The sequence below is a fragment of the Candidatus Methylomirabilota bacterium genome (assembly GCA_028870115.1).
Taxonomy (GTDB): domain Bacteria; phylum Methylomirabilota; class Methylomirabilia; order Methylomirabilales; family Methylomirabilaceae; genus Methylomirabilis.
On record JAGWQH010000025.1, the window covers coordinates 50,703 to 72,846 of the forward strand.

28 protein-coding genes and 1 other RNA gene are annotated in these 22,144 nt (G+C 58.6%); 19 read left to right on the plus strand and 10 right to left on the minus strand.

Translation table 11 applies throughout. From position 1 onward, the window contains the following. Nucleotides 1-3: 3 nt before the first annotated feature. Genes KGL31_02115 through egtD form a run of 4 tightly spaced genes read right to left on the minus strand, consistent with a single transcriptional unit; the run spans nt 4 to nt 3,564 of the window. Complete coding sequence (locus KGL31_02115) at nt 4-255, minus strand: SDR family NAD(P)-dependent oxidoreductase (protein MDE2320701.1); 252 nt, start codon at nt 253-255, stop codon at nt 4-6. Then, nucleotides 252-1,796 carry an ABC transporter permease subunit gene (locus KGL31_02120; GenBank protein ID MDE2320702.1) on the minus strand — a complete coding sequence of 515 codons (1,545 nt, stop codon included), beginning with the start codon at nt 1,794-1,796 and terminating at the stop codon, nt 252-254. The genes KGL31_02115 and KGL31_02120 overlap by 4 nt, the downstream gene beginning before the upstream one ends. Next, the gene (locus KGL31_02125) at nt 1,783-2,550 is read right to left on the minus strand and encodes an ATP-binding cassette domain-containing protein (protein ID MDE2320703.1); all 768 of its coding nucleotides are present in this window, start codon (nt 2,548-2,550) and stop codon (nt 1,783-1,785) included. The genes KGL31_02120 and KGL31_02125 overlap by 14 nt, the downstream gene beginning before the upstream one ends. Nucleotides 2,551-2,589: 39 nt before the next feature. Further along, nucleotides 2,590-3,564 carry an L-histidine N(alpha)-methyltransferase gene (gene egtD, locus KGL31_02130; protein ID MDE2320704.1) on the minus strand — a complete coding sequence of 325 codons (975 nt, stop codon included), beginning with the start codon at nt 3,562-3,564 and terminating at the stop codon, nt 2,590-2,592. Between the two features lie 459 nt (nt 3,565-4,023). Here egtD and KGL31_02135 point away from each other — a divergent pair, with 459 nt between their 5' ends. The 13 genes from KGL31_02135 (at nt 4,024) to KGL31_02195 (ending at nt 12,022) form a co-directional block, all read left to right on the plus strand. Beyond that, nucleotides 4,024-4,929 carry an NAD-dependent epimerase/dehydratase family protein gene (locus KGL31_02135; GenBank protein ID MDE2320705.1) on the plus strand — a complete coding sequence of 302 codons (906 nt, stop codon included), beginning with the start codon at nt 4,024-4,026 and terminating at the stop codon, nt 4,927-4,929. 90 nt (nt 4,930-5,019) lie between these two features. Further along, nucleotides 5,020-5,460: RNase P RNA component class A (gene rnpB / locus KGL31_02140), an RNA gene on the plus strand. A 340-nt stretch (nt 5,461-5,800) separates the two neighbouring features. Then, complete coding sequence (locus KGL31_02145) at nt 5,801-6,079, plus strand: type II toxin-antitoxin system HicB family antitoxin (GenBank protein MDE2320706.1); 279 nt, start codon at nt 5,801-5,803, stop codon at nt 6,077-6,079. Between the two features lie 29 nt (nt 6,080-6,108). Further along, nucleotides 6,109-7,041, plus strand: coding sequence for a hypothetical protein (locus tag KGL31_02150; GenBank protein MDE2320707.1), 933 nt, complete (start codon nt 6,109-6,111; stop codon nt 7,039-7,041). Nucleotides 7,042-7,446: 405 nt separating this feature from the next. Further along, nucleotides 7,447-7,608, plus strand: coding sequence for a hypothetical protein (locus KGL31_02155; GenBank protein ID MDE2320708.1), 162 nt, complete (start codon nt 7,447-7,449; stop codon nt 7,606-7,608). Between the two features lie 64 nt (nt 7,609-7,672). After that, the gene (locus tag KGL31_02160) at nt 7,673-8,206 is read left to right on the plus strand and encodes a DNA methylase (GenBank protein MDE2320709.1); all 534 of its coding nucleotides are present in this window, start codon (nt 7,673-7,675) and stop codon (nt 8,204-8,206) included. 112 nt (nt 8,207-8,318) lie between these two features. Then, on the plus strand, nt 8,319-9,002 hold the full coding sequence (locus KGL31_02165; GenBank protein MDE2320710.1) for a DUF1614 domain-containing protein: 684 nt from the start codon (nt 8,319-8,321) through the stop codon (nt 9,000-9,002). A 19-nt stretch (nt 9,003-9,021) separates the two neighbouring features. Beyond that, nucleotides 9,022-9,573: an RNA polymerase sigma factor gene (locus tag KGL31_02170; protein MDE2320711.1), complete on the plus strand. Its 552-nt coding sequence runs from the start codon at nt 9,022-9,024 to the stop codon at nt 9,571-9,573. Continuing rightward, nucleotides 9,563-10,393, plus strand: coding sequence for a zf-HC2 domain-containing protein (locus tag KGL31_02175; GenBank protein MDE2320712.1), 831 nt, complete (start codon nt 9,563-9,565; stop codon nt 10,391-10,393). The genes KGL31_02170 and KGL31_02175 overlap by 11 nt, the downstream gene beginning before the upstream one ends. 119 nt (nt 10,394-10,512) lie before the next feature. Then, on the plus strand, nt 10,513-10,716 hold the full coding sequence (locus KGL31_02180) for a hypothetical protein (protein ID MDE2320713.1): 204 nt from the start codon (nt 10,513-10,515) through the stop codon (nt 10,714-10,716). Nucleotides 10,717-10,869: 153 nt separating this feature from the next. Further along, nucleotides 10,870-11,262 carry a hypothetical protein gene (locus KGL31_02185; GenBank protein MDE2320714.1) on the plus strand — a complete coding sequence of 131 codons (393 nt, stop codon included), beginning with the start codon at nt 10,870-10,872 and terminating at the stop codon, nt 11,260-11,262. 67 nt (nt 11,263-11,329) lie between these two features. Then, nucleotides 11,330-11,518: a hypothetical protein gene (locus KGL31_02190; GenBank protein ID MDE2320715.1), complete on the plus strand. Its 189-nt coding sequence runs from the start codon at nt 11,330-11,332 to the stop codon at nt 11,516-11,518. 108 nt (nt 11,519-11,626) lie between these two features. Then, complete coding sequence (locus KGL31_02195; GenBank protein ID MDE2320716.1) at nt 11,627-12,022, plus strand: hypothetical protein; 396 nt, start codon at nt 11,627-11,629, stop codon at nt 12,020-12,022. 119 nt (nt 12,023-12,141) lie between these two features. Here the strand turns inward: KGL31_02195 and KGL31_02200 are convergent, their stop codons facing one another. From KGL31_02200 to KGL31_02225, 6 genes are all read right to left on the minus strand, one after another. Next, nucleotides 12,142-12,696, minus strand: a complete 555-nt coding sequence (locus KGL31_02200) for an OmpH family outer membrane protein (GenBank protein MDE2320717.1) — start codon at nt 12,694-12,696, stop codon at nt 12,142-12,144. Then, nucleotides 12,693-13,223 carry a hypothetical protein gene (locus KGL31_02205; GenBank protein MDE2320718.1) on the minus strand — a complete coding sequence of 177 codons (531 nt, stop codon included), beginning with the start codon at nt 13,221-13,223 and terminating at the stop codon, nt 12,693-12,695. The genes KGL31_02200 and KGL31_02205 overlap by 4 nt, the downstream gene beginning before the upstream one ends. A gap of 61 nt (nt 13,224-13,284) precedes the next feature. Then, the gene (locus KGL31_02210; protein MDE2320719.1) at nt 13,285-13,731 is read right to left on the minus strand and encodes a hypothetical protein; all 447 of its coding nucleotides are present in this window, start codon (nt 13,729-13,731) and stop codon (nt 13,285-13,287) included. Between the two features lie 19 nt (nt 13,732-13,750). Next, a complete protein-coding gene (locus KGL31_02215) occupies nt 13,751-14,089 on the minus strand; it encodes a DUF3568 family protein (protein MDE2320720.1) in 339 nt (112 codons plus the stop codon). A 231-nt stretch (nt 14,090-14,320) separates the two neighbouring features. After that, nucleotides 14,321-15,319, minus strand: a complete 999-nt coding sequence (locus tag KGL31_02220; protein ID MDE2320721.1) for a 4-hydroxy-3-methylbut-2-enyl diphosphate reductase — start codon at nt 15,317-15,319, stop codon at nt 14,321-14,323. 28 nt (nt 15,320-15,347) lie between these two features. After that, nucleotides 15,348-15,521 carry a hypothetical protein gene (locus KGL31_02225; protein ID MDE2320722.1) on the minus strand — a complete coding sequence of 58 codons (174 nt, stop codon included), beginning with the start codon at nt 15,519-15,521 and terminating at the stop codon, nt 15,348-15,350. A gap of 466 nt (nt 15,522-15,987) precedes the next feature. Between KGL31_02225 and KGL31_02230 the strand changes: the two genes are divergently transcribed. The 6 genes from KGL31_02230 to KGL31_02255 all read left to right on the plus strand — a co-directional run. Further along, nucleotides 15,988-16,290, plus strand: coding sequence for a hypothetical protein (locus KGL31_02230; GenBank protein MDE2320723.1), 303 nt, complete (start codon nt 15,988-15,990; stop codon nt 16,288-16,290). A 67-nt stretch (nt 16,291-16,357) separates the two neighbouring features. After that, nucleotides 16,358-16,597: a hypothetical protein gene (locus tag KGL31_02235; protein ID MDE2320724.1), complete on the plus strand. Its 240-nt coding sequence runs from the start codon at nt 16,358-16,360 to the stop codon at nt 16,595-16,597. Between the two features lie 420 nt (nt 16,598-17,017). Further along, entirely contained in the window at nt 17,018-17,842 is an 825-nt protein-coding gene (locus KGL31_02240; protein ID MDE2320725.1) for a tryptophan 2,3-dioxygenase, read from the plus strand. A 7-nt stretch (nt 17,843-17,849) separates the two neighbouring features. After that, a complete protein-coding gene (locus KGL31_02245) occupies nt 17,850-18,956 on the plus strand; it encodes an aminotransferase class V-fold PLP-dependent enzyme (protein MDE2320726.1) in 1,107 nt (368 codons plus the stop codon). Between the two features lie 232 nt (nt 18,957-19,188). Beyond that, nucleotides 19,189-20,961, plus strand: a complete 1,773-nt coding sequence (arc, locus tag KGL31_02250) for a proteasome ATPase (protein MDE2320727.1) — start codon at nt 19,189-19,191, stop codon at nt 20,959-20,961. A 53-nt stretch (nt 20,962-21,014) separates the two neighbouring features. Continuing rightward, the coding region (locus tag KGL31_02255) for a proteasome accessory factor PafA2 family protein (GenBank protein ID MDE2320728.1) at nt 21,015-22,144 on the plus strand (1,130 nt) is incomplete at its 3' end.

Sequence of the window (22,144 nt, forward strand, 5' to 3'; positions counted from 1 at the left end):
GGGTCAAGCCCTCCAACTCTCAATATCAGGATATCGATGGCAACTATCCGTAAGCCTTTCTCTGACCGGGCATACGGCGTAGACACGAATCCCATCGCCGGCCATCTCCCGCGCCAGCGCCTCCGTGAAACCGTTCAGGCCGAACTTTGGGGCGCAGTAGACTGCCAGGGAGGGAAAGCCGTATTTCCCTCCCTGAAATCCCTCCGTACCCCCCCTTTTTTTTGCAAAGTGGGGATAAAATGCCACGTTTGTCAAGGCGCTTGAAAGAGTTTGTCGAGGAACTCCCGCGTGACGACCGCGGCATCGCGGTGGCTGACATCCACATCATAGTTCATCTGTCGCATCGCCTCCTCCGAGATCCGTCCGGCCAGCCGCTCGATGGCCGTCCGAAGCTCCGGATGAGCTGCCAGCGTCTCCGTTCGCACGACGGGGATGGCGTGGTAGGGTGGGAAATAGTGCCGGTCGTCCTCGAGCATGAACAGATCGAGTCCTTTGATTAGCCCACTGGTCGCCTCACCGGCGATCAGATCGACGGAGCCGCCGGCGAGCGCCCGGTAGCTGAGCGTAAGATCCATCACATGCGGTGTCTCTGCGAATCGCAGCCCGTAGGTCTGCACCAGTCCTTTGTAGCCGTCTTCGCGTTCCAGGAATTCGTATCCGAACGCGGCCTTCCAGTTCGGCGTATGCGGCGCCGCATCGCTGATCGTTTTGAGGTTAAGTCGGCGCGCCTCGGCAGCCCGGATGAGGATCGCGAACGTGTTGTTGAAGCCGAGGGGCGGCAGGACCGTGCGGTCGGTTGCCGCATACGCTGCGGTGACGCGCGCGAGCACATCCGCATGATCCCGCGACACCGGCTGATGAAAGATCGCGGTCAGGGCCGTTCCCGTATACTCGACGTAGGCGTCGATGGCGCCGGAGCGAAGCGCCTGATCGGCGATAAACGTGCCGCCGAGATTGAGACGGCGCTCGACCCTGAGATCGGTTGTCCGCTCGATCACCTGGGCCAGCAACTCGCCGAGGATGACCTGTTCGGAAAAATTCTTCGACCCGATGATGACCCGGGAGCCCCAGCGCCCTGAGACGGCGAAGCTACCCATCACGATCAGGGTCAGCGCGATGCCGGCGGCCACCAGCGCACGGACTGTCACGCGCCGCGATCGGGCGGTCCCTGGTGTCATAGCACGCTCCAGCCATCCGAGCGACGCGTCCACCGCAAGGGCGAGGAGCGCGGCCGGCACCGCGCCTGCCAGGATCAGGATCGGTTCGGTCATGGAGAGACCTCGGAAGATGTAGTCGCCGAGCCCTCCAGCACCAATGGCGGCAGCAATCGTGGCCGCCCCGACGCCGACAACCGCTGCCACCCGTACCCCCGCCACCATCGTCGGCATCGCCAGCGGCAGTTCGACTTGCAGCAGCAACTGTTGTGGCGTCATCCCCAGGGCCACACCTGCATCCCGCGCGGCCCGGTCGATCCCCTGGATGCCGGCAACCGTGTTGCGCATGACCGGCAGCAGCGCATAGAGGATGAGCACGAGCAGCGCGCTTCTAGCGCCGACCCCTCCAATCACCGGCAGGGCCACCAGGAAACCGAACATGGCCAGGCTGGGCACCGTCTGCGCGATGTTGGCGAAGGCGAGCAGCGCGGTGCCCAGCCGTGGCCGCCGTGCCGCCACGATCCCGAGCGGTACCCCGATGGCGATTGCCGCGACGGTCGCGACCAGCGTGAGCAGCAGATGCTGAGCGACGGCGCCCAGCATATCGGCGCGATGGACGAACCAGAAGTTAATCAGAGTCACGGGCGATGACCGGTACCGGTGGCATAGCGTCGAGGAACATTCGGATCCTCGGATCGCCCGTGCGGGCGACTGTCTCCGGCGTATCGAGGGCCACGAGGCGTCCCTGATCCAGGACACCGAGTCGGGTGGCGAGCGCAAATGCTTCACCCATGTCGTGCGACACCATGACGACGGTTTTATGGAGCTGTTCCTGAATGCGGCGGAACTCGCGATGCAGTTCGGCTCGTGTGAGCGGATCGAGCGCGCCGAACGGCTCATCCATCAGGATCACGGGGGGGTCAGCGGCGAGCGCCCTCGCGAATCCTACTCGTTGGCGTTGCCCGCCTGAGAGCTCGTGGGGAAATCGCTCTTCAAAGGTTGAGGGATCAAGCCCGACAAGCTCCAACAACTCCTGACAGCGTGCATGGATACGGGGCTCCGGCCATCCGTTGAGGCGCGGTACGACCCCGATGTTGCGGCCGATGGTCATGTGTGGAAACAGGCCGACCTCCTGCAGTACATAGCCGATCCGGCGGCGCAAGGCGATCGGGTCCCACTCGAGTGTCGGTCGACCCTCTACCCGAACCTCGCCGGCGCTCGGGACGAGGAGGCGGTTGATCAGCCGCAGGATAGTCGTCTTGCCGACGCCGCTACGGCCCACAAGGACGAGCACCGCACCGCGCTCCACGGTGAAGCTGACGTCATCAAGAATCACCGCGCCGCCAGGGGCTCGGTAATGCACATGCGCAAACTCAATTGCAGATAGGTTGTTCATGGCCCGCAGGAAGGGACATCCGGATGGTAGGTGGGAGGATCAGGAGACCAGAAAAAGACAAAATTGATCCCGAGGATCGGTAAAGTGACCAAGTACGTGAAACTCGTGACGAGTGAGCAGGGATTCCATTCCCAGTCGGGAGTATTTATAGCAGTTTTCCGTGTGAATCGTTTCACCTTGACGAAAATCGATGCCGAGGTCCAGATTGGCGATGCTCACGTGCTGGTCGCGCAGGCTGACCAAGTGCATCTCTATCCGGTTGTGCTCGCGATTCCAGGCCACCCGATGTCGAAACGCGGTGAGATCGAAGTCGGCGTGCAGTTCTCGATTGAGTCGGGTCAAGATGTTGAGATTAAACCGTGCGGTGACGCCCAGGGTGTCGTCGTAAGCCGCTTCCAGAGCAGCAGGATCTTTGATCAGGTCAACCCCCAACAGGAGCCGGTCTATTGGGCGAAGATGGCGGCGGAGCATTAAAAAAAACCGGGCAATATCTTCTTCCGCAAAGTTACCGATAGTAGAGCCCAGAAAAGCGATCAATCGAGGTCCGATTGCGTGTGTGGTAAGGTAGCTCAGCCCATCCCCGAATTCGGCAGCTACCCCCACGACCTGCAGACGCGGGTACGCATGTACGAGTGCTCGAGTTCCATTCTGAAGTCCGGCCGGTGAGATGTCAACGGCATAGTAGGTAAGCGCCTGCTGCCGAGCCAGGCAGGAATCGATCAGGTATCGGATCTTCGTAGAGCCGCCACTACCGAGTTCGACCAGCGCGAGGTCTGGGGGGCAGCGTTGGATAATGGAAGCGGCATGCTCGGCGAGAATGGCGGTCTCCGTCCGTGTGAGGTAGTACTCGGGCAGCTCGCTGATCTGCTCAAACAGCGCGTTTCCTTCAGGATCGTAGAAGTATTTACACGGAAGCCACTTCCTGGACGCGGTGAGTCCCTGCCGGACATCGTCCGCCAGCCTGCCTCGACCGCCGGTCAGCGTGACGCTGGTGTACCGAGCTTCATCCGTCATGATATCGCTCCGACTCAGGAAGGCGCTTGACGCCTCAAGAGCTACCTGTCCACATCACGTTGTTACCGTATTTTCATGAGGATGTATGTGTCCTGCTTACGATCGTTTCGGATTTCATCCGCTTGAACCGTGATCGGTTGTTGAGGCTCGCGAAAGGCGAGCGATGGTATAGCTGTTACGACGGTGTAAGTATAGCATAGATTCTGCCGGCATTTTTAACCATACGATGCCTGTTCCGTGTCCCACCCACAATAACTGAAAAGACTTGCCCCATCTCTGCAGCTCTTCTATACTCGCGGGCGATGAACAGATTAGCGGTGCCCTCGACGACTGCTACCGTCAGAATCCTGCCGGTCTTGAGGCGCCTCAAGACCGGCGGCTGAGGCGCACCTCAGAGATCATACGCGGGAGATTGACGGGCAGCCGCACGAAGCTGTTCACCGTTAGAATGGAGGGGTTATGAAGGTATTTGTAACTGGTGCAAGCGGCTACATTGGCTTCAATGTGGCCTCGGCTTTTCGCCGCGCCGGCCATGAGGTATGGGGACTGGTCCGCAGCGAGAAAAAGGCTCATACTATTGCCACGCACGAGATCCGCCCGGTCATCGGGAGCATGCAGCATCCGGAAAGTTATCAGCAGATTGCTGAGCAATGCGGTGTGCTGATCCACGCCGCCGTGGATTACCAGGCAGACACCTTTTCGCTGGACAGACAAACGATGGAGGTGTTGCTGGCGGCCGGCAAACGCGATTCGCAGCCGAAGATCGTTGTCTACACAAGTGGGACGTGGGTCTATGGCGATACCCTCGGCAAGACAGCGGATGAGGGTGCGTCCTTGAGACCAGCGACGCTGGTCGCCAGCCGTCCCGGCATCGAGCAGATGGTACTGAACACAGCCGGGGTCTGGGGGGTCGTGGTGCGGCCCGGCTGCGTCTATGGCCGGCAAGGGGGGCTGACCGGGATGTGGTTCGACGGCCCCGACAAAGGCAGAGTACTCCAGGTGGTTGGCGACGGCAATAATCATTGGGCGATGGTGCATGTCGACGATCTGGCCGATGGGTATCTACGCGCGGCTGAGAGCGGACTTGCCGGCGAGGTCTTCAACCTTACCGATCACTCAAGTTCCACCGTACGCGAAATGGCCGAGGCCGTTGCGCGGGTCACCGGATATGCCGGATACACGGAATTCCTCCCGGCAGACGAGGCCTCTTACATCATTAACGGTTTTGCCGAGTGTCTGACCTTGGATCAACGTGTAGATTCCAGCAAGGCCGTACGCCTGTTGGGATGGCAACCGAAACATCGCGGCTTTATTGAGCAGGTGGACACCTATTTTCAGTCGTGGAAAGCTGCCCAGTATGCCTGATACCGCCTTCGCCCTCGCGCGGCCCGCTATCCGGCACAGCGTGGATCGCCATTGCAAATCGCGCCCACGTGGGTTACGTTGATAGTGGCCGAAGTCGGTCGGATGGCTGCCGGTTCGCCTTTGGCGGACGGGAGGAAAGTCCGGACTCCGGAGGGCAGGGTGCTGGGTAACGCCCAGGGAGGGTGACCTCACGGACAGTGCCACAGAAAAGATACCGCCCACGCGGCATTATCGGCCGCCAGGCTTCGCCGCGAGCGTAGCTGAACGGTCCCGTGGGTAAGGGTGAAATGGTGCGGTAAGAGCGCACCAGCGGCATGGTGACATGTCGGCTTGGCAAACCCCACTCGGAGCAAGGCCAAATAGGTCCCGCCCCATTATGCAGAGAGCGGCCCGCTCTCGTGCTCCTTCCAGGGCAGGCGGGACGGGTAGGCTGCTTGAGCCCGGCGGTAACGTCGGGCCTAGAGGAATGGTCATCCGGTCGGACCGCAAAGTCCGGCCGTACAGGATCCGGCTTACAGACCGACTTCGGCCATATCTATAGAATTAAGCAGTTATCACGGTTTTAAAGAACGATAAGCGGGTGTAACATAATCTTGGTCTGTAATTCACACCGCGAGAGGCGCATTGATGTGGGGACTTGACACAGACGTTATTATTTGGGCGGTTGTGGTTGGCGTCTTAGCGATCGGCTATGGCCTGTGGTGGGTTATTGTTCGAAAGATTTCTCGGAAGTCGTAGGTCGGGTTAGCGTAGCGTAACCCGACAACTCGACCGACCGTTGACGGCTTCCCCCATGGCATGTTCATGCGCCGTGGAGCGGGAATAGTTTCCTCGATAGAGGAAACACGAGTCTCCGAGAAAAGAGGCGCGTATGCTGACGGCGTACATCAATGCCGCGCTACGGAAAGCCCACTACGAGGTGCTGCCGGATGGAGATGGATATTTTGCCAGCATCGAAGGCCTTCAAGGGGTGTGGGCGCAGGCTGATACACTGGAAGCCTGCCGTGAGGAGTTGTGTGAAGTCTTGGAAGAGTGGATTGTCTTGGGACTCAGAATGGGCCATCCGCTCCCATCCATCGACGGCATCACGCTGACCATCCAACAGGAGATGGCTACCAGCGTTTGCAGCCGCCTAAGGCGGCTTACTTAATAGTTAGGCCTTACAACACTTTGCCAAAGCTGACATTCCTCGGTCTTGCCGAAAAGATTCTGCGCGAAGAGAAGCGCCCTCTTTCTCCCGCTGAACTCTGGAAGAATGCCCTTACGAAAGGGTACGACAACCAACTGGAGTCTCAGGGGAAGACACCCGCAGCGACATTATACTCAGCGATCTTCACTAATACGCGGGATAATCTGGACACAATATTCATTAAGCTCGGTCAACGCCCTGCACGATACTTTCTCAAGGAGTTGCTACCAACCACCACTAAGACCGAGATTGAGAAAGCCATAACAGCATCAGATGACACTGTTGCCACTGAATACGACTATAAGGAATTAGAGTTACACCCCTTCCTGACCTACTACTGCCGCCTCTACTTCAAGGCATTCACCAAAACAATCCGGCACAATACCTCCCGCAAGAAGGAATTTGGCGAGTGGGTGCATCCTGATCTAATCGGCGTTTACTACGCCCTCGAAGATTGGAAGCCAGAGCTTCTTGATTTCAGTGCTGCAACGGGCAACATCGCTGTCAAACTTTACTCATTCGAGGTCAAGAAATCCATTTCCTTCGCCAACCTCCGAGAAGCGTTCTTTCAGTCGGTATCGAACTCTTCTTGGGCTCATGAGGGCTACTTAGCAGCAGCCGAGATTTCAACCGACGAGGACTTCCTCGCTGAACTCCGCCGATTGTCCGCGGCTTTCGGCATTGGAGTAATTTCGCTTTCGGTTGAGGATCCCGACAGTTCAGAGGTTCTGTTCCCCGCACGGGAGCGTGAGGCAATTGACTGGGAAACACTAAACAAGCTCACGATGAACGCTGACGTTTTGGAGTTACTAACCAGAAACAAGAATGACCTTCAGACCAAAGAAATAATCACCGAGAAGTATGATGCTGTTCCCACAGCGGAGCAGCTTACCAGGTCGCTAAGGAAAATCAAAAGGGTCTAACCAGCCGGTTTCGGCCGACCCGCAGAAAGCGCGGGCGGCTAATCCGCCGCGTTATGTGTCTTCGGCGGGGATCTACGCATGCCTCGTGCACGGTTTGGTTGGCTCACATCTACCACATACGAGATTTTCAGATCCTACGACAGGTTCCGTTCGTGGTGAGCTTGTCGAACCCATGAAGGAAACTCATTGAAATACCTCACCCTTCGACAGGCTCAGGGCGAACGGAATATGTGACGAAGCGTTGGACACACTATACGAATATTGAGTGAACTCGAATCTAGAGGTAAGTCATGAGCGCTGTCTCTCCGCTTCGTATCACACGATTTGCGCAGATCCCACGACATGCTGCCGAGGTCTGGTAGGGTGACCTCGTGCGTCTGCCGGTCTGGTTGGAACATGGCCCGGATGGCGGGCCTATCGGCCATGGGCCGCGATCTGGGTCAGCCTGCGCACCGGATGTCTGCACATGAAGATGCAGCCGGAGTTGGGGGGCATGACCCTGACCTCGCGTTGGAAGGCGTGGACTACTGCGTCGTGAAGGAGGCCACGGAACTCCCTTCGGTGTAGCCATTCCGGGATGATGCTGAGTGAAATGATCCGGTAGAAAGCGGAAGGGGGTAAGGAGCAGGCTATGGCGCGCTCCCCTGCACAGACGCGAGGGCGACCTGCTCCAGAGCAGGCTGAATCCAGGGCGAGGTCCCGGCCTACGGTTCGTGCCCGAGATCTCGGGATTGACCTCGAATCGGGGGCGGAGGGCGAGCGCTTTAAGTGGTTCCTGGCCTGCCTGTTGTTCGGCAAACCGATTCAGCAGGAGGTGGCCAAGCGAGCCTATCTGGAATTTGCCAGAGAGGGATTGATAACCCCGGAGGCCCTGATCGAAGCGGGGTGGGATCGGCTCGTGAGTGTCCTGGACCGCGGCCACTATGTCCGCTTCGACTTCTCGACCGCCACCAAACTCCTTGACATCTCTCAATCCCTCATATCCCGCTATGGTTCCCTTGCGAACCTGTTCAGACAGTCAAGCAACAGGAAGGATCTTGCCAGGCGCTTCCAGGAGTTCAAGGGTATAGGTCCGGTCACCACTCGCATTTTCCTCCGCGGGATCAAGTTCTCTTCAATCACATCTTTTAGACCTAAGCTTGCAGAATGTCGCAAAACGCAGTAGGGTGAAGGAGGGAACTATACCTATGTGCAGCTCAGGAAAACGGGTGTGGAGCTTATCTTGCCAGAAGGATAACGGGATACTGTGATCGTTAAGCGTTAATGGGGAGTTGACGATGCGACCCTCCGGCCTCAATTTTTTTCCCTTAGCCCTGCCATTTGCCATTCTCTTCTTCCTTCTGGTCGCCCTCTTGATTACTATGATCGAGATCGGCGTGCTCCGATACGCCTATGAGAAGATAGGAATCAATCGGCGGTACGTCTTTACCCTGCTGTTGCTCTCGCTGCTGGGGAGCTACGTAAATATTCCGATCGCCGAGCTACCCGCAGAGCGAGTACTTTCCGGCCAGGAGGTCACTTTCTTCGGCATGCGATACATCATTCCATTCGTCCAGGAGTGGCCGCGAACGCTTATCGCTGCCAACGTCGGTGGAGCGGTGATTCCAACCTTCGTGTCGCTGTACCTTTTGCTGAAAAATGGGATGTACAGTCGAAACCTCATAGCCGTGGCCTTCGTAACGACGATCGTCCACATAATGGCTCATCCTGTAAGGGGGGTAGGAATCGCTGTGCCGATCTTTATCCCCCCGTTGGCGGCCGCCGGCAGCGCCCTCTTGTTGGCGCGGCGAAGGGCCCCTGCCATGGCCTATATCGCCGGAAGCCTGGGGACGTTGATCGGGGCGGACCTGTTGAACCTCAACAAGATCCAGGGACTTGGCGCCCCGGTTGCGTCCATCGGAGGAGCGGGGACGTTCGATGGGATCTTTTTAACGGGAATCCTGGCGGTTCTTTTGGCCTGATGAGCTGGATGTGTCCGCAATGGATCGAGTATCGCTGTCCGAGGACGAAAAGAACCGGTTTACCGAATCCCTGCTTGAGCACCTCGATGCGCTTTATAGCTTCGCCTGGTGGCTGACGCATCGCCGGGAAGAGATTGAGGACCTGGTGCAAGAGACCTGCTTTCGCGCCTTACGATCCGCTCACCAGTTTCAGCCTGGAACCAATCTGAAGGCCTGGCTCTTTAGTATAATGAAGCATGAGTGGATGCGGCGCGCGGGGCTGGCCCATCGGGAAGTCTCAGCCGACTCTTTCTCAGACAACCAAGGGGCTGGGGGTCAGGAGTGGGCGGTCGAGATAGACATCATTCGGGCAGCTCTGCAAAAGGACCTGGACGAGGCGCTCCGCGCGCTGCCGGAGGAATATCGAAGCGCGGTCCTGCTCTTTGATCTGTACGGTTTTTCGCTGAAGGAGACGGCTACGATCCTGGCTGTACCGGATGGCACCGTTAAGTCGCGCCTTTCGAGGGGGCGGCAGATGCTGCGTGGTCAACTACAGGGGTATCGCAGTATCTCTGGCAACAATGAGATGTGAGACAGTAAAAGATTGCTTGGATGCGCTGCGGGACGGCACTCTTGGCCGGCCGGAGGCGGCCGAGGTACGCGAGCACCTTGCGGCCTGTAATTCCTGCGCGAGGGAGTGGGACGTGACGGAGGCATTGCGGGCAGCGATTCGCGACCGGGTGAGTGTGCCGGCTGCCCCGGCTGCGTTCCGCGAGGCGATGACACGCCTGTTGGAGCGCCAAGCGGCACCCCTAGGCTGGTTCGCTCGCCTTCAGGATGTCTTCCGCCGCTACCCTGTAGCGGCGATGGCCCTCGCAGCGGCGATGGTGTTGCTCGTCGTGGTACCGCTGAATCTCTGGATGCTACCCGCGCGAGAGATGGTTGTGCCGCTGCTGGAAGAGTCGGTCAATGAGCACATTCGACTCGGGCTTCGAGAGGCAGTACCAGAGATTCCTGCGGCCGAACTGCAACCGCTGCTGGCCAGGCATCAGAGGCGACTCGACTTCCCCAGCCCACTCTCATTCCCTGACGATCAGGAGCATCATCTGGTCGGTGGGCACGTGAGCTATCTGCTCCACCGGAAGGTACTGACCGTGACCTATTACCATCGAGCCAATCGGCCGATTACACTGGTGGTCTTACCCGGCGCAGGGATTCGGTTTCCAGAGCAGCCGATGAGCCTGGCGGGCAAGGTCTATTGGGCCGTCCATCGGGGCTTTCGAATCGTGCACTGGCAGCAGGGGCCGCTCATCTATTCGCTTGTCTCTGATCCCGATGAAGCCGACCTGTCCCCTCTGGTCGAAAAGCTGCAGCACAGATCGGCTCAGGTTTCTGGATTGCCCCCGGGCTAGACCAGCCTTTCTCAACTACACGTTTTGTCCTTAGGGCACCCCTGCGGGCACCCCTGCCGATTTCTTGGAACCTTCCACCCCCCTGGATGCTTAACATAGATAGAAAGGGAGGTGATACCATGGAAACCTTGTACTTGCGTTGGTTGGATCCATATCTGATCACAATACTCTTTACGGGGCTCGTGATCGGCGCTGCCTGCTTTGGCCTGTCGGTGATGCCGCGATGGCAGGATGAAGAGAGGGCGCGGGCTCGGGCTCGGGAAGAAGAGACGGCGCGGACTGCGAAGCCGACGCCGGTTGTGGAACTCCGAAAGGCGGCCTAGCCGCCTCGCAGTTGCTGCACTTAATGTATAAGCTGAACTGCCTACCCTCGGCCAAACGTCGAATGTAAGGGCGAGAGCGGGGAAGCGCAAGGACTGGGCCGATCCGGCGGTTCACGGGGATCGGTCTCGATTCCTCGAGAGTGGAAGGAGAAAATGATGACACACGAAAAGAAGCTTGTCAGCCTTTCGACCGTGTTGATGCTGGTGGTGTGCGCAGCCGGGACGAGCCTCGCGGCAGTGCCCGATGCCGCCAAGTCCAAGCCTGCCGAGGTTCGAACAAAGGAGCACGCCGTGGTCCAGACGGTTTATGGAACGGTGTCTGCGGTAAAACCCGCTACCAAGACCGTCGAGGTGACGGTACCCTGGGGCAAGGCCGATGGTCTGATCGAGGGCGCTACTGTGACCCAGATCCAGGAAGGGAAGATCGAAAAGAGTCTAGCTAATCTCAAGGTTGGGGAACATCTCCGGATGAAATTCGTCGAACATCTCCGCTCCCGCAACATTGCAAAACCGATTATCATCCCTCTGGAGCACCATCGTGGTTGAGGAAGTAACCAGGGAACCCTTCACCCCCCCCTGAATGCTTAACATAGATAGAAAAGGAGGTGATACCATGGAAAGCTTGTACTCCGGTTGGCTCTCCCATCCATTCTTGATTATGATGCTGAGCACGGCCCTGTATGCAGAACTCGTGATCGGAGTCGTCGTCTACGGCCTGTTTGCGCTGCCTAAGACAGAAGCGAGGGGTGGAGCGCAAGCTGCCAAGCCGGCGCCGGCTGAGGGACTTCGGAAGGCAGCCTGAACGCCTTGTGGTTCTCAGATGAGGGGCCGATGTTACACGCCATAGAACAAGCCCTTTCGCCGCCTCAAAGGCGAAGGGGAGGTTCGCAAACGAGAAAAGGAGAAAACGATGACACACGTCAAGAAACTTGTCAGCCTTTCGACCGCATTGATGCTGGTAGTGCTGGGAGCCGGTACCAGCCTTGCGGCCACTCCCGATACCGCCAAGTCCAAGCCGGCTGAGGCTCGAATGATGAAGCACCCAGCGATCCAGACGGTTGCTGGAACACTGTCGGCGGTGAATCCCAACACCAAAACCGTTGAGCTGACGGTGCCGAAGGGTAAGGCCGATCACCTCATTGTAGGTGCAACTGTGACCGATCGGACCGTGATCAAGGAAGGGAAGGCCAGAAAGAGCCTGGCTGACCTTAAGGTCGGTGAGCACGTCCGGATGAAGTTCGAACGTGTTCGCTCAGGCGACATCGCAAAGATGATCGTCATCACACCGGAAAGACACCGCGGTTGAGGTGGTAACGAGCTTAAGCGAAGAAGCTGCTGCTCTTAACCGAGCAGCAGCTTCTTCGCTTAAGACGACTCTCGGCCGTGAACCGGAAATCTCGCTTGCTGGGTTGATACGAGGGGCTGCTACTTCGAGGCCCGGTCGAATCGTTTGATGATCTCAGCACTGAGGTCGAGGTTCTTGGCAAAGTACAAGATACCCGGGCGCCGCGCCTCCAGGACGACGGTAAAACCTTTTTCGGCGGCGTAGGCTTTCAGGATGAGATCGATCTGGCGGGCCAGATCCGTAACACTCTCAGCCTCTGCCTTTTTCAGCTCCTCCGTCTTATCCTCGATGAGGCGTTGAAAGGTTGCTTCGTCACGCTCCAGCGTCGCGGCACGGTTCTGCCGCTCCGCGGGAGTGAGTCGGGACGTTGCCGCCTCAAGGTCCTTCTGGCGAGCGAGCAGCTTTGCGTCTTCGGCCTTTACCTCTTTGTTCAGCTTCTCTGCTAGTTTCTCCAATCGCGCCTTGGCGGCTTTGCCGACCTTGGACCCAAAGGCTACCTCCCGAAAGTCCACGACGCCAATCTTTTGGAGTTGTTGGCCGAATGCTGCCGACGGAACGGAGAAAGCGAGACCTGCGCTCAGAAAAGCGATGGAACACTTGCCAAGGACACCCACAACAGAGACGTTCGTTTTCATCGTTGCCTCTCGTGGCGAAGCTCATCCAACTGCCGCTTCAGGCTATCCGCCACCTGCTTTGTCTTAGCCTGCAAGGCAGGAGATCCTTCCTGCGCAACAGACGCCGTTAACTCTTCCCAGTGGGAAGCGTACAGGCGTGCGATATCGGTCAGTCGACTCACCAATCCCTCACCAATTGGGTCGGGATCGCCGCGCTCCTGGTAGGTGACGCCTGCTGAATCGAGTTGGAAGTATTCCACCCAGTGGACCGCTCCCTTATACCAATGCAATCGAAGAAGCTGAGCCTGGCAGCGCCGGTTCACCGACTCCAGCCGCAGAAGATCGGTGGCCTCGAGATCTGCCGGTTCCCGTTGCAACTCCGGGGCGCGAGTGATCTCATACGCTTGGCGCCAGTTCATGCCAACCGCGAGTTGAGCAAACATGGTGACATAGGGGAGCGGCGCGTTATAGTCAGCGCCCCGGCCAACTTCGGGGTATGAGAGCACCAGTAGGGCGGAAAAAGCAAGGAGCAATAGGGTGTGCTTCATTCCGCTTCCATCATCGAAGATCCAACCCCCCGTGATCGATTTAAGTTCTTGAGTTGTGGTTTCAAGGGATAAGAGGGGGATTTTGAGGAAGCGGCGACGGCATCGGCGCTCGGTGCGACAAGGGGGCGGTTTGGAACCGGCGATCTATCTGCTGGAAAATAAGGGGCGGCCACCAGGTGGACCAGGTCCAGACGCCCGACAAATCGCCTCGGGTCAGGACTTCCACCTGTGATCGTCCGACCCCCATGCCCTGGACAGCGACATAAACGATCTCACCCATACTCTGTTCCCGATATGCAGTGGAGAAGTACGTGTGGCGCGGATTTGAATGGCTCGGCACCAGATCGGTCGGAAAGAAGTTGAGGTCTCGAAGCGCCTCATTCACGACCGCGAGAGTTTCCTTGGCAGGGCGCGGGTAGGATTTGATCGCTCGGTTTTCGCCGGCGAAGATTGCGCAGCCGGCCATGGTCAGGAAGAGCAACGACGTCAGAAATGGTCGGTAGCCCATAGCGTATCCTTTGGCGTGCTCAGGTTGCGCCCTTGAGAACCACGGCGATCTCGCCATGGATCCGCTCGGAGGCGGGGCGATCACCGAAGGTCCCGACACGAACCCGAACGGAGGTCGTATCTTTCGTGACCGGTAAGACGGTGACTGTAACGGACGTATCGTCCAATTCCGCCCCAACTGCCTTTGCACTGATCTGGTCTTTCTGCATTTCTGAGACGGTGACGTTCATGGTCCTCAAGGCCTGGAGCGCTGCGTCCCACACCGTGTGGTAGGGAGCGGCGTAGACCTGTTCCAGTTCACCCTTGGCATAGGTGGTCCCGGCTACGCCTCCGGTCGCGCCCCCGCCGATGAAAACCATGGGACACCCTTGGAGAACCCCGACCAGCGCCAGGAGGAATGTCGATGTGGCTCGCCGAAGCGTTCGAGGACGTCTTATTACCCTTCTCCTTACCCGTTGGCGTTGTCTCGCTTAGCCAGCCACCAGGCCAGCAGGACCGTCAGTGCCATCAATATCGGCGTGATACCGTATGCGAGGGCGATGATCACGATCTGTCGCATGCCTGTCGTTCCTCTACGGGGGACCTACAGACTATACGGCACTTGCCACCGGGTTAGTATGTGACGGGAGTCCGACCTCCAGATCGGTGCGCTCTCGAACGAGCTCTTGAGGCAGGCCGAAATTGACCTCCTCCTTGATCGGTTCGATCTCCTCCATGTCGGTTACGCCTAACTCTTTGAAATAGCTGACGACCCCCTGGACCAGGTGCTCGGGGGCTGAGGCTCCCGCTGTGACCCCAATGACCCGCGTGTCCTCAAGCCATGCTGGATTGATCTCACTGACATCATCAATCAGATAGGCGCGGACCCCCACCCCTTTGGCGACCTCGATCAACCGCTTGGAATTCGAGCTGTTCTGTGAGCCGAGGGCCAGAATCAGATCAACACGTGAGGCCAGCTCTTTCAGCGCAGTCTGCCGGTTCTGGGTTGCGTAGCAGATGTCTTCCTTGGACGGAAAGGCTAGCGCTGGGAATTTCTGTTTCAGGGCTTCGATGATCCCCGTCGTGTCATCCAGGCTGAGTGTCGTTTGCGTGATGACCGCTACCTTGGTAGGATCGGGAACGTTCAGATCCTCCAACTGCTCCGCTGACCCGATGACGGTGATGGCGTCCGGCGCTTCGCCCGTTGTCCCGATTACTTCATCGTGTCCTTTGTGACCGACCAGGATGATAGAGTGACCGTCCCGAGCGAACTTGATCGCCTCGTTGTGGACTTTTGTCACCAGGGGACAGGTGGCATCGATGACCTTTAACCGTTTGGCAGCGGCCTGGGCGCGCACCTCCGGCGAGACGCCATGGGCGCTATAAATAACAAGCGCGCCGTCAGGGACCTCATCAAGGTCATCTACGAAGATTGCGCCCTTCTGCCTAAGCTCATCCACGACGTGGCGGTTGTGAACGATTTCCTTCCGGACATACACCGCCTCATCATACAGGTCGAGGGCGATCTTCACCACATCAATAGCGCGGTCCACTCCGGCGCAGAACCCTCTCGGTGTGGCTAGAATCAGCTTTTTGACGGTCACCGACATCCCTCTCGACTCATGGCTCCTTTTACTCTCAGTTGATGGGGATCACGGATATAAAGGGGATCATAGCAGGGGAGGACGATACTGTCAAAAACCTCTTCACGAGCCATATTGATTTGAGCGGATGCGTGCTTCCAACCCAGAGCTCCATCTCTTGGTACATGTTCTCCGCCAGGATCGCGATCCTCTTGCCTGTAAGCCTCATCGCATTATCCTCCCGTCGTGGGCAGATGCGCCAGGTGACCCGCAACGCCATTACCATAGCCTGTTTGGCTTATGTCTGTCAAGGGGGAGTCATACGCTGGGATGGCTTCAGGTGCGTCGTCATGTCATTGCTTGGCCGTTTCCCACTCGTCCTGGCAGGACGCGCGGTGTTGGACGCAGGGCAGGGCCTTGAGACAATATACCACTTGGGGCTTTCGCCCACGCAAACCGTATAGCGGGAGCGGGAAAGGCAGGTTCTTCGATCGTACAGATACTTCTTTAGATAGCCGACAAACTTTGCAAAATCAATGAGTTGGCCCCGTTAACGCTGGGGTGCCTCCAGGCTGGCATGAGGATTGCTCTTTTCTCAGGAAGACGGTCTCAGGCGAAAAGGTTGAGGCGGGTTCGCACAGAGTAGTCATGGTCCTGTACGACCTTTGAACTGTCGTCAAAAGGAGGTGGGTCAGGTGAAGAGGTTCATGAAGCGGTTCGTTCCTGGGCTGCTCACCGTTCTGCTCTTGAGCGGCCTGCTCCTCGTTCCAGCCGAGCCCGTGCTGGCGAAGACGCATCTCTTCTTCGGGCTGAACATCGGGATTCCCGCGGCATCGTACCCGGTCTACCCCTATTCCGCACCGGCGCGCGTCTACTACCCGCCGGTCTACCGGGCCTATCCGGCGTGCGCACGGGTCTGGACTCCCGGGTACTATGACCCCTACGGACACTGGATCTCTGGCTACCCCCAGTATGTCTGTAACCCATACGGCTACTGATTACGCGGTCTCGACTTGACGGCCACTGGTTGGCATGACACTCAACGACTTCAAGGAGGTCACATCGATGGGCAAGAAAAAAGCTGTTACGGTAGCACTGGCGGTTGCGTTCAGTCTCTCTCTCCCGCTTTTCACCATCGCGGATGCGCAAGCTCAGGCCCTCACGCCAGAGGCGAAAGTGAGCCAGGCTCCGGCGAAGAGTAGGCAGGCGATCGCCGCGAAGAAGGGCCACAAGAGAACCGCCAAGAAGCATGTGAAAAGAGCGTCGCAGAAGAAGAGGACGGCGAAAAGAAAAACTCAGGGATAAGCGAGGCCGTATCGACGCCCATTCCCTATCTATCACGTTCGTGGCTGAGGACTTCGGGCGGTAGCGCATGGCTATCCACTTACACTTGTGAATATAGCTCCGTTTTGACCTTCTATAGTAGCCTCGGGCTGAAGGAACGTACGTACGGCCCTTTGGAGTTTACTGGACTCCAAAGGGCCGTACTGTTTTGAGAAGCTAAGGTAGCGTCTCTAAAATGCCTTTACATGCGTGCGTTCATCCTGAGCGCGGTAGGCTGGGTTGAGGAACGAAACCCAACTACAAAATGGTCATGCGACTATGTACAGGCGCGAGAATAGCTGGTGGGCCGTATTGTTTCACGATAAACGTGCCCGAGCGGGGTGAGTCCTCAGGGTCTGAATATTTAAGCCTCTACAAAGGAGCGGTGGTATTATAGAAGCTATGCCGAAGGACGACGATTTCATTACCGACCTTACCGCCCAGACCTCCTACGGCGGCTATCTTTGCCTCGCCGAGTTGCTCGCGGCGCAGCGCCCGCGCTCGTCGCACCACGACGAGATGCTCTTTATCATACAGCATCAGGTGTCTGAGCTGTGGATGAAACTCATGATCCATGAGCTCGAGGCCGCGATCGCGCACGTGTGCGCCGACCGCCTTGCGCCGTGCTTCAAGATCCTCGCGCGCGTGAAACAGGTACAGCGCCAGCTTTTCGAACAGTGGTCGGTGCTCGAGACGCTTACACCCTCTGAATACGTCGAATTCCGCGGCGTGCTGGGGCCTGCCTCAGGACTGCAGTCCTACCAGTTCCGTGCCATCGAGTTTCTGCTCGGCAACAAGAACGCGCGCTTCATCGAAGTGCATCGCCACGATGCGTCGGCTTACGAGCGGCTTGCGATGCTGCTCGCCTCGCCGAGCCTGTACGATGAATTCTTGCGCTACCTCGCGCGCCACGGCATGCCGGTACCGCCCGAGCGCGTCGAGCGCGACTGGTCGCAGCCCTACGAGAAGCACCCAGGCGTGACTGCCGTTTTCAAGACGATTTATCAGAACACGCAGGAGTTCTGGGCCGAGTACGACATGTGCGAAAAGCTCGTCGATGTCGAGGAGAACTTCCAGCTCTGGCGCTTCCGCCACGTGAAGACGGTGGAGCGCATCATCGGCTTCAAGCCGGGTACCGGCGGTACAGCAGGCGTCGCATTCCTACGCCAGACACTCGAGACCTCGCTCTTTCCAGAGTTAATCGATGTCCGCACCGAGATTCACTGAGGAGTACTTGCGGCGCTCGGTGTGGCCGCGTTTCTCGCGCGTGCTCGCCAGAGAGGAGATCTACCTCGCCAACCACTCGCTTGGCCGGCCGCCCGACCGTATGGTCGATGATGTGCGCGCGGCGCTCGACGTGTGGTACCGTGATATGGATGATGCCTGGCAATACTGGCTTGGACAACAAGAACGGTTTCGAAGACTCACGGCAACCCTGGTGGGTGCGGCGCGCGCCGACTGCATCATCCCCAAGACCAGCGCCGGCCAGGGGCTGCGCGCGGTGCTGAATGCGCTGCCCGGCAAGCCGCGCGTCGCGGCCAGCGATGGCGAGTTCGACTCGCTCGACTTCATCCTGCGCGTCTACCGCGAGCAGGGGCGCATCGATCTGGAACTCGCGCCTTGGCGGGAGCTCAGCGCCGCGGACGCGGATCTGGTCGTCGTCTCGAGCGTCATGTTCCGTACCGGCGAGGTCGTCGAGAACGTGCCGAACCTCGTGCGCGGCGCGCACCTCTCGGGCGCGCTGGTGCTGCTCGACGTCTATCACCATGCCGGTGCGCTGCCGCTCGATCTCGAGGCACTCGGCGTCGATTTCGCGGTCGGCGGCTCGTACAAGTACACGCGCGGCGGGCCTGGCGCGTGCTGGCTCTACGTGCGCCCGGCGCTCGCTGAGACCATGCGCACGCTGGACACCGGCTGGTTCGCGAAGAAGGACGTATTCGCCTACGCGCGGCCCGATCCGCCGGAGTATGGCTCCGGCGGCGACGCCTGGCTCGAGTCCACGCCGCCGGTGCTCGCGCCGGTGCAGGCGCTCGCCGGTCTCGAGCTCACACTCGAGCTCGGTGTCGAGCGCTTGCGCGCGCACAATCTTGCGCAGAAGAGCCGCCTCGCCTCGCTTCTCTTGAAGCAGCGCGTCAAGGTCGCAGGTGTCGGCGACGCGCACGGCGCCTTCCTCACCGTCATGCATCCCGAATCCGGCACGATCGCAAAGCAACTGCACGAAACAGGGGTGAAGGTCGACGCGCGCGGCGAGTACCTGCGCATCTGCCCCGACATCCTCAACTCCGATGCGGAACTCGAGCGCGCTGCGCGCCTGATCTGCGCAGTGGTCAATGAGCATTGAGATGCTGTCTCGAGGTTGAAAATGGGCTAGGGAAGCGGGTTCTTCCGGTGTGCTGTTCAGGAAAAAGACTTGACAGTCTTCGAATCGTTTGTAATATAAAAGTAGATGTGGCGTGTTGCCCTTGGATGACGCGACGCGGCGATGAGTGGAGGGACCAAGGGTGCAAGGAGGTCAGGCGACAATGAGCGATCCTGAAAAGGGCTCGACAAGGTTAAGTTCTCTCAGAAAGACCATGCGGAAGCTTTCTGAACAACTTCCGGGGAGCGAGACAACGTATAACCGTAAGCTTTCTCGGTATGAGGAAGAGATCGAGTCTCTTCAGGCGCAGGTGAAGACACTCGAAGAGGAGATCTATCACCTTCAACGAAGACTGGATCAGACTCCGAAAGAGTTCGAGTTTCTCCGGTCCAAGCTCGACCAGTCCCGCGAACAGTTGGGTCAGGCGCATAATCAGAATCAGCGGATGGTTGAGGCCTTGCAGCAGGCGAAGGAGCAGATAGAAAGCCTTCGCGAGGAGGTGGAGAAGCTCTCCGCTCCCCCGAGCCCGTATGGGATCTTCGCGTCGATGAACGCCGACCAGACGGCAAATATCTACACAGGCGGCCGGAAGATGAAGGTCAACCTCCACCCGTCGGTGCGTCCAGAAACGCTGCGGAAAGGCCAGGAACTGGTCTTGAATGAGGCGTTTAATGTGATTGAGGCGGCAGGCTTCGATGAGCAGGGCGAGGTCGTGACGCTGAAAGATCTGCTCGATGAAGGCCGAGCCGTTGTCACTCTGCGCGCTGATGAGGTGCGGGTGGTAGAACTGGCCGATCCGCTGCGACAACTTCCCCTCAAGGCAGGTGATCATCTGCTCCTTGACTCGCGGTCCGGGCACATTCTGGAGAAGTTGCCCAAAACCGATGTCCAGGAGCTGTTCCTCGAAGAGGTTCCGAGCATCGGCTATGAGGCCATCGGCGGGCTCGGTCCCCAGATCGAGATGATCAGGGATGCCATCGAGCTGCCTCATCTGTATGTTGACTACTTCCGGGAACACCAGCTCCAGCCCCCCAAGGGGGTGTTGCTCTATGGGCCTCCCGGTTGCGGCAAGACCCTGATCGCCAAAGCGGTCGCGCACTCGCTGGCCGAGCAACTGGCTAAGAAGACCGGGCAGGCGGTCAAAGGCTACTTCCTGAACGTCAAGGGTCCTGAGTTGCTGAACAAGTATGTCGGCGAGACGGAGCGGCAGATCCGGGAGATCTTCGGCAGGGCTAAGGAGAAGGCCACCGAGGGATCGCCGGTAGTTATCTTCTTTGACGAGATGGATTCTCTCTTCCGGACTCGCGGTTCTGGCATCTCTTCGGATATAGAGTCCACGATCGTTCCGCAGTTCCTGGCGGAACTCGATGGCGTGGAGGGGCTCAAGCACGTCATTGTCATCGGGGCCTCGAACCGACAGGACCTCATTGACCCGGCTGTCCTGCGTCCGGGACGGTTCGATGTGAAGATTAAGATCGACCGCCCCGACCAGAGCGCGGCCCATGAGATCTTTGCGAAGTACCTGACGCCTGAGCTGCCGTTTGCAGCGGCGGAGATCAAGGCCCATGGAACGCCCGAAAAGACGGCGGCAGCCATGACTGCGGCGGCCATTCAGCTTCTGTACGCCACAGTCCCGGAGCACCGCTTCCTGGAGGTTACCTACGCCTCCGGCCAGCAGGAAACACTCTACTTTAAGGATTTCGCCTCGGGAGCCATGATCGAATCGATCTGCACAAGGGCCAAAAAGCGAGCGGTCAAAAGGATGATCGCGACGGGTATCAAGGGCCTGACGGTCGAAGACCTGCTTGATGCAGTCCGGACTGAATTCAGGGAGAATGAAGATCTGCCGAATACCACCAATCCGGACGACTGGGCCAAGATTGCCGGGCGGCGAAGCGAGCGCATCGTGAATGTGCGGACAGTCTTCGACCGTGAAGAGAAAAAGTCCCGCAAGGTTGAAACCATCTCCACCGGCCACTATCTGTGACGAGGTCTTGAACTCATCCTGGCCGGGCCGGGGATTTTCATTCACGAGGACACATGGCGATCGAAAAGATCATGGGAACCGAGACTGAGTTAGGGATCAGCGCAAAGGATCCCTCCGGTTTCGATCCCGTATCCAGTTCCATCCTGTTGATTAATAGCCATCGCCCCCTCGCTGAGGTGAAGGCGATCTGGGATTATACAGGCGAGAACCCGCTCCTCGATGCCAGAGGATTCGAGGTGAGCGGAGAGCGCGAAAGGCCAAGCCAGCAGGATAATCGCACCATCAATAAGCTGCTTCGAAACGGCGGCCGCCTCTATGTTGACGGGGCCCACCCCGAATACTCGACGCCGGAGTGTACCAACGCCCGGGACGTGGTCTGTTACGAGAAGGCCGGCGAGCGGACCTTCGAACTGTGCCTGGCTGCAGCCAACCTGACCTTGCCGGAGCGGCAGCGGATCTTCATCTACAAGAATAATAGCGACGGGAAGGGAAACAGCTACGGCAACCATGAAAACTACTTGATGGAACGGCGGGTTCCATTCGAGCAGATTGTCCAGGGGCTTGCGCCGTTCCTGGTGACCCGTCAGATCTTTGCGGGCGCAGGCAAGGTTGGGGTCGAAAACGGCGGCGCGCGTTGCGACTTTCAGATCTCTCAACGGGCCGACTTCTTCGAGACTTTTATCGGCCTTGATACTATGGCCAAGCGGCCGATCATCAACACCCGCGATGAGCCCCACGCCGACGAGGAGAAGTACCGCCGCCTGCACGTCATCGTCGGCGATTCCAACATGTCGGAGGTCGCGACCTACCTCAAAGTCGGGACCACCGCCATCGTCCTGGCCATGGTGGAAGACGGCGTCATCAAGCGCGACCTCGCCCTCGAAGACCCCGTCCGGGCCATTAAAGAGATCTCCCACGACATCACCTGCCGCCGCCGGGTTCGGCTCAAGCGCGGCAAGGAGTTCTCGGCCATCGAGATCCAGCGGGAGTACCTCGACCTCGCCCTCGAGTACTACCAGGGCCGGGAACGCAGTCCCCAGGTGGCCGACCTGCTGGAGAAATGGCAGTATGTCCTGGACAAGCTCGCCGAGGACCCGATGACGCTCAACCGCGAACTGGACTGGGTCATCAAGCACGGGCTCATCACCTCCTACATCAACCGCAAGGGCTGCTCCTTCGACGA

Coding starts and splice junctions, on each gene's coding strand:
- KGL31_02235 (MDE2320724.1), top strand. CDS start 16,358: ATGGGCAAGAAAAAAGCTGTTACGGTAGCACTGGCGGTTGCGTTCAGT.
- KGL31_02145 (MDE2320706.1), top strand. CDS start 5,801: ATGCTGACGGCGTACATCAATGCCGCGCTACGGAAAGCCCACTACGAG.
- KGL31_02200 (MDE2320717.1), bottom strand. CDS start 12,696: ATGAAAACGAACGTCTCTGTTGTGGGTGTCCTTGGCAAGTGTTCCATC.
- egtD (MDE2320704.1), bottom strand. CDS start 3,564: ATGACGGATGAAGCTCGGTACACCAGCGTCACGCTGACCGGCGGTCGA.
- KGL31_02205 (MDE2320718.1), bottom strand. CDS start 13,223: ATGAAGCACACCCTATTGCTCCTTGCTTTTTCCGCCCTACTGGTGCTC.
- KGL31_02210 (MDE2320719.1), bottom strand. CDS start 13,731: ATGGGCTACCGACCATTTCTGACGTCGTTGCTCTTCCTGACCATGGCC.
- arc (MDE2320727.1), top strand. CDS start 19,189: ATGCGGAAGCTTTCTGAACAACTTCCGGGGAGCGAGACAACGTATAAC.
- KGL31_02165 (MDE2320710.1), top strand. CDS start 8,319: ATGCGACCCTCCGGCCTCAATTTTTTTCCCTTAGCCCTGCCATTTGCC.
- KGL31_02190 (MDE2320715.1), top strand. CDS start 11,330: ATGGAAAGCTTGTACTCCGGTTGGCTCTCCCATCCATTCTTGATTATG.
- KGL31_02170 (MDE2320711.1), top strand. CDS start 9,022: ATGGATCGAGTATCGCTGTCCGAGGACGAAAAGAACCGGTTTACCGAA.
- KGL31_02160 (MDE2320709.1), top strand. CDS start 7,673: ATGGCGCGCTCCCCTGCACAGACGCGAGGGCGACCTGCTCCAGAGCAG.
- KGL31_02135 (MDE2320705.1), top strand. CDS start 4,024: ATGAAGGTATTTGTAACTGGTGCAAGCGGCTACATTGGCTTCAATGTG.
- KGL31_02180 (MDE2320713.1), top strand. CDS start 10,513: ATGGAAACCTTGTACTTGCGTTGGTTGGATCCATATCTGATCACAATA.
- KGL31_02220 (MDE2320721.1), bottom strand. CDS start 15,319: ATGTCGGTGACCGTCAAAAAGCTGATTCTAGCCACACCGAGAGGGTTC.
- KGL31_02240 (MDE2320725.1), top strand. CDS start 17,018: ATGCCGAAGGACGACGATTTCATTACCGACCTTACCGCCCAGACCTCC.
- KGL31_02175 (MDE2320712.1), top strand. CDS start 9,563: ATGAGATGTGAGACAGTAAAAGATTGCTTGGATGCGCTGCGGGACGGC.
- KGL31_02195 (MDE2320716.1), top strand. CDS start 11,627: ATGACACACGTCAAGAAACTTGTCAGCCTTTCGACCGCATTGATGCTG.
- KGL31_02185 (MDE2320714.1), top strand. CDS start 10,870: ATGATGACACACGAAAAGAAGCTTGTCAGCCTTTCGACCGTGTTGATG.
- KGL31_02155 (MDE2320708.1), top strand. CDS start 7,447: ATGGCGGGCCTATCGGCCATGGGCCGCGATCTGGGTCAGCCTGCGCAC.
- KGL31_02125 (MDE2320703.1), bottom strand. CDS start 2,550: ATGAACAACCTATCTGCAATTGAGTTTGCGCATGTGCATTACCGAGCC.
- KGL31_02215 (MDE2320720.1), bottom strand. CDS start 14,089: ATGGTTTTCATCGGCGGGGGCGCGACCGGAGGCGTAGCCGGGACCACC.
- KGL31_02225 (MDE2320722.1), bottom strand. CDS start 15,521: ATGAGGCTTACAGGCAAGAGGATCGCGATCCTGGCGGAGAACATGTAC.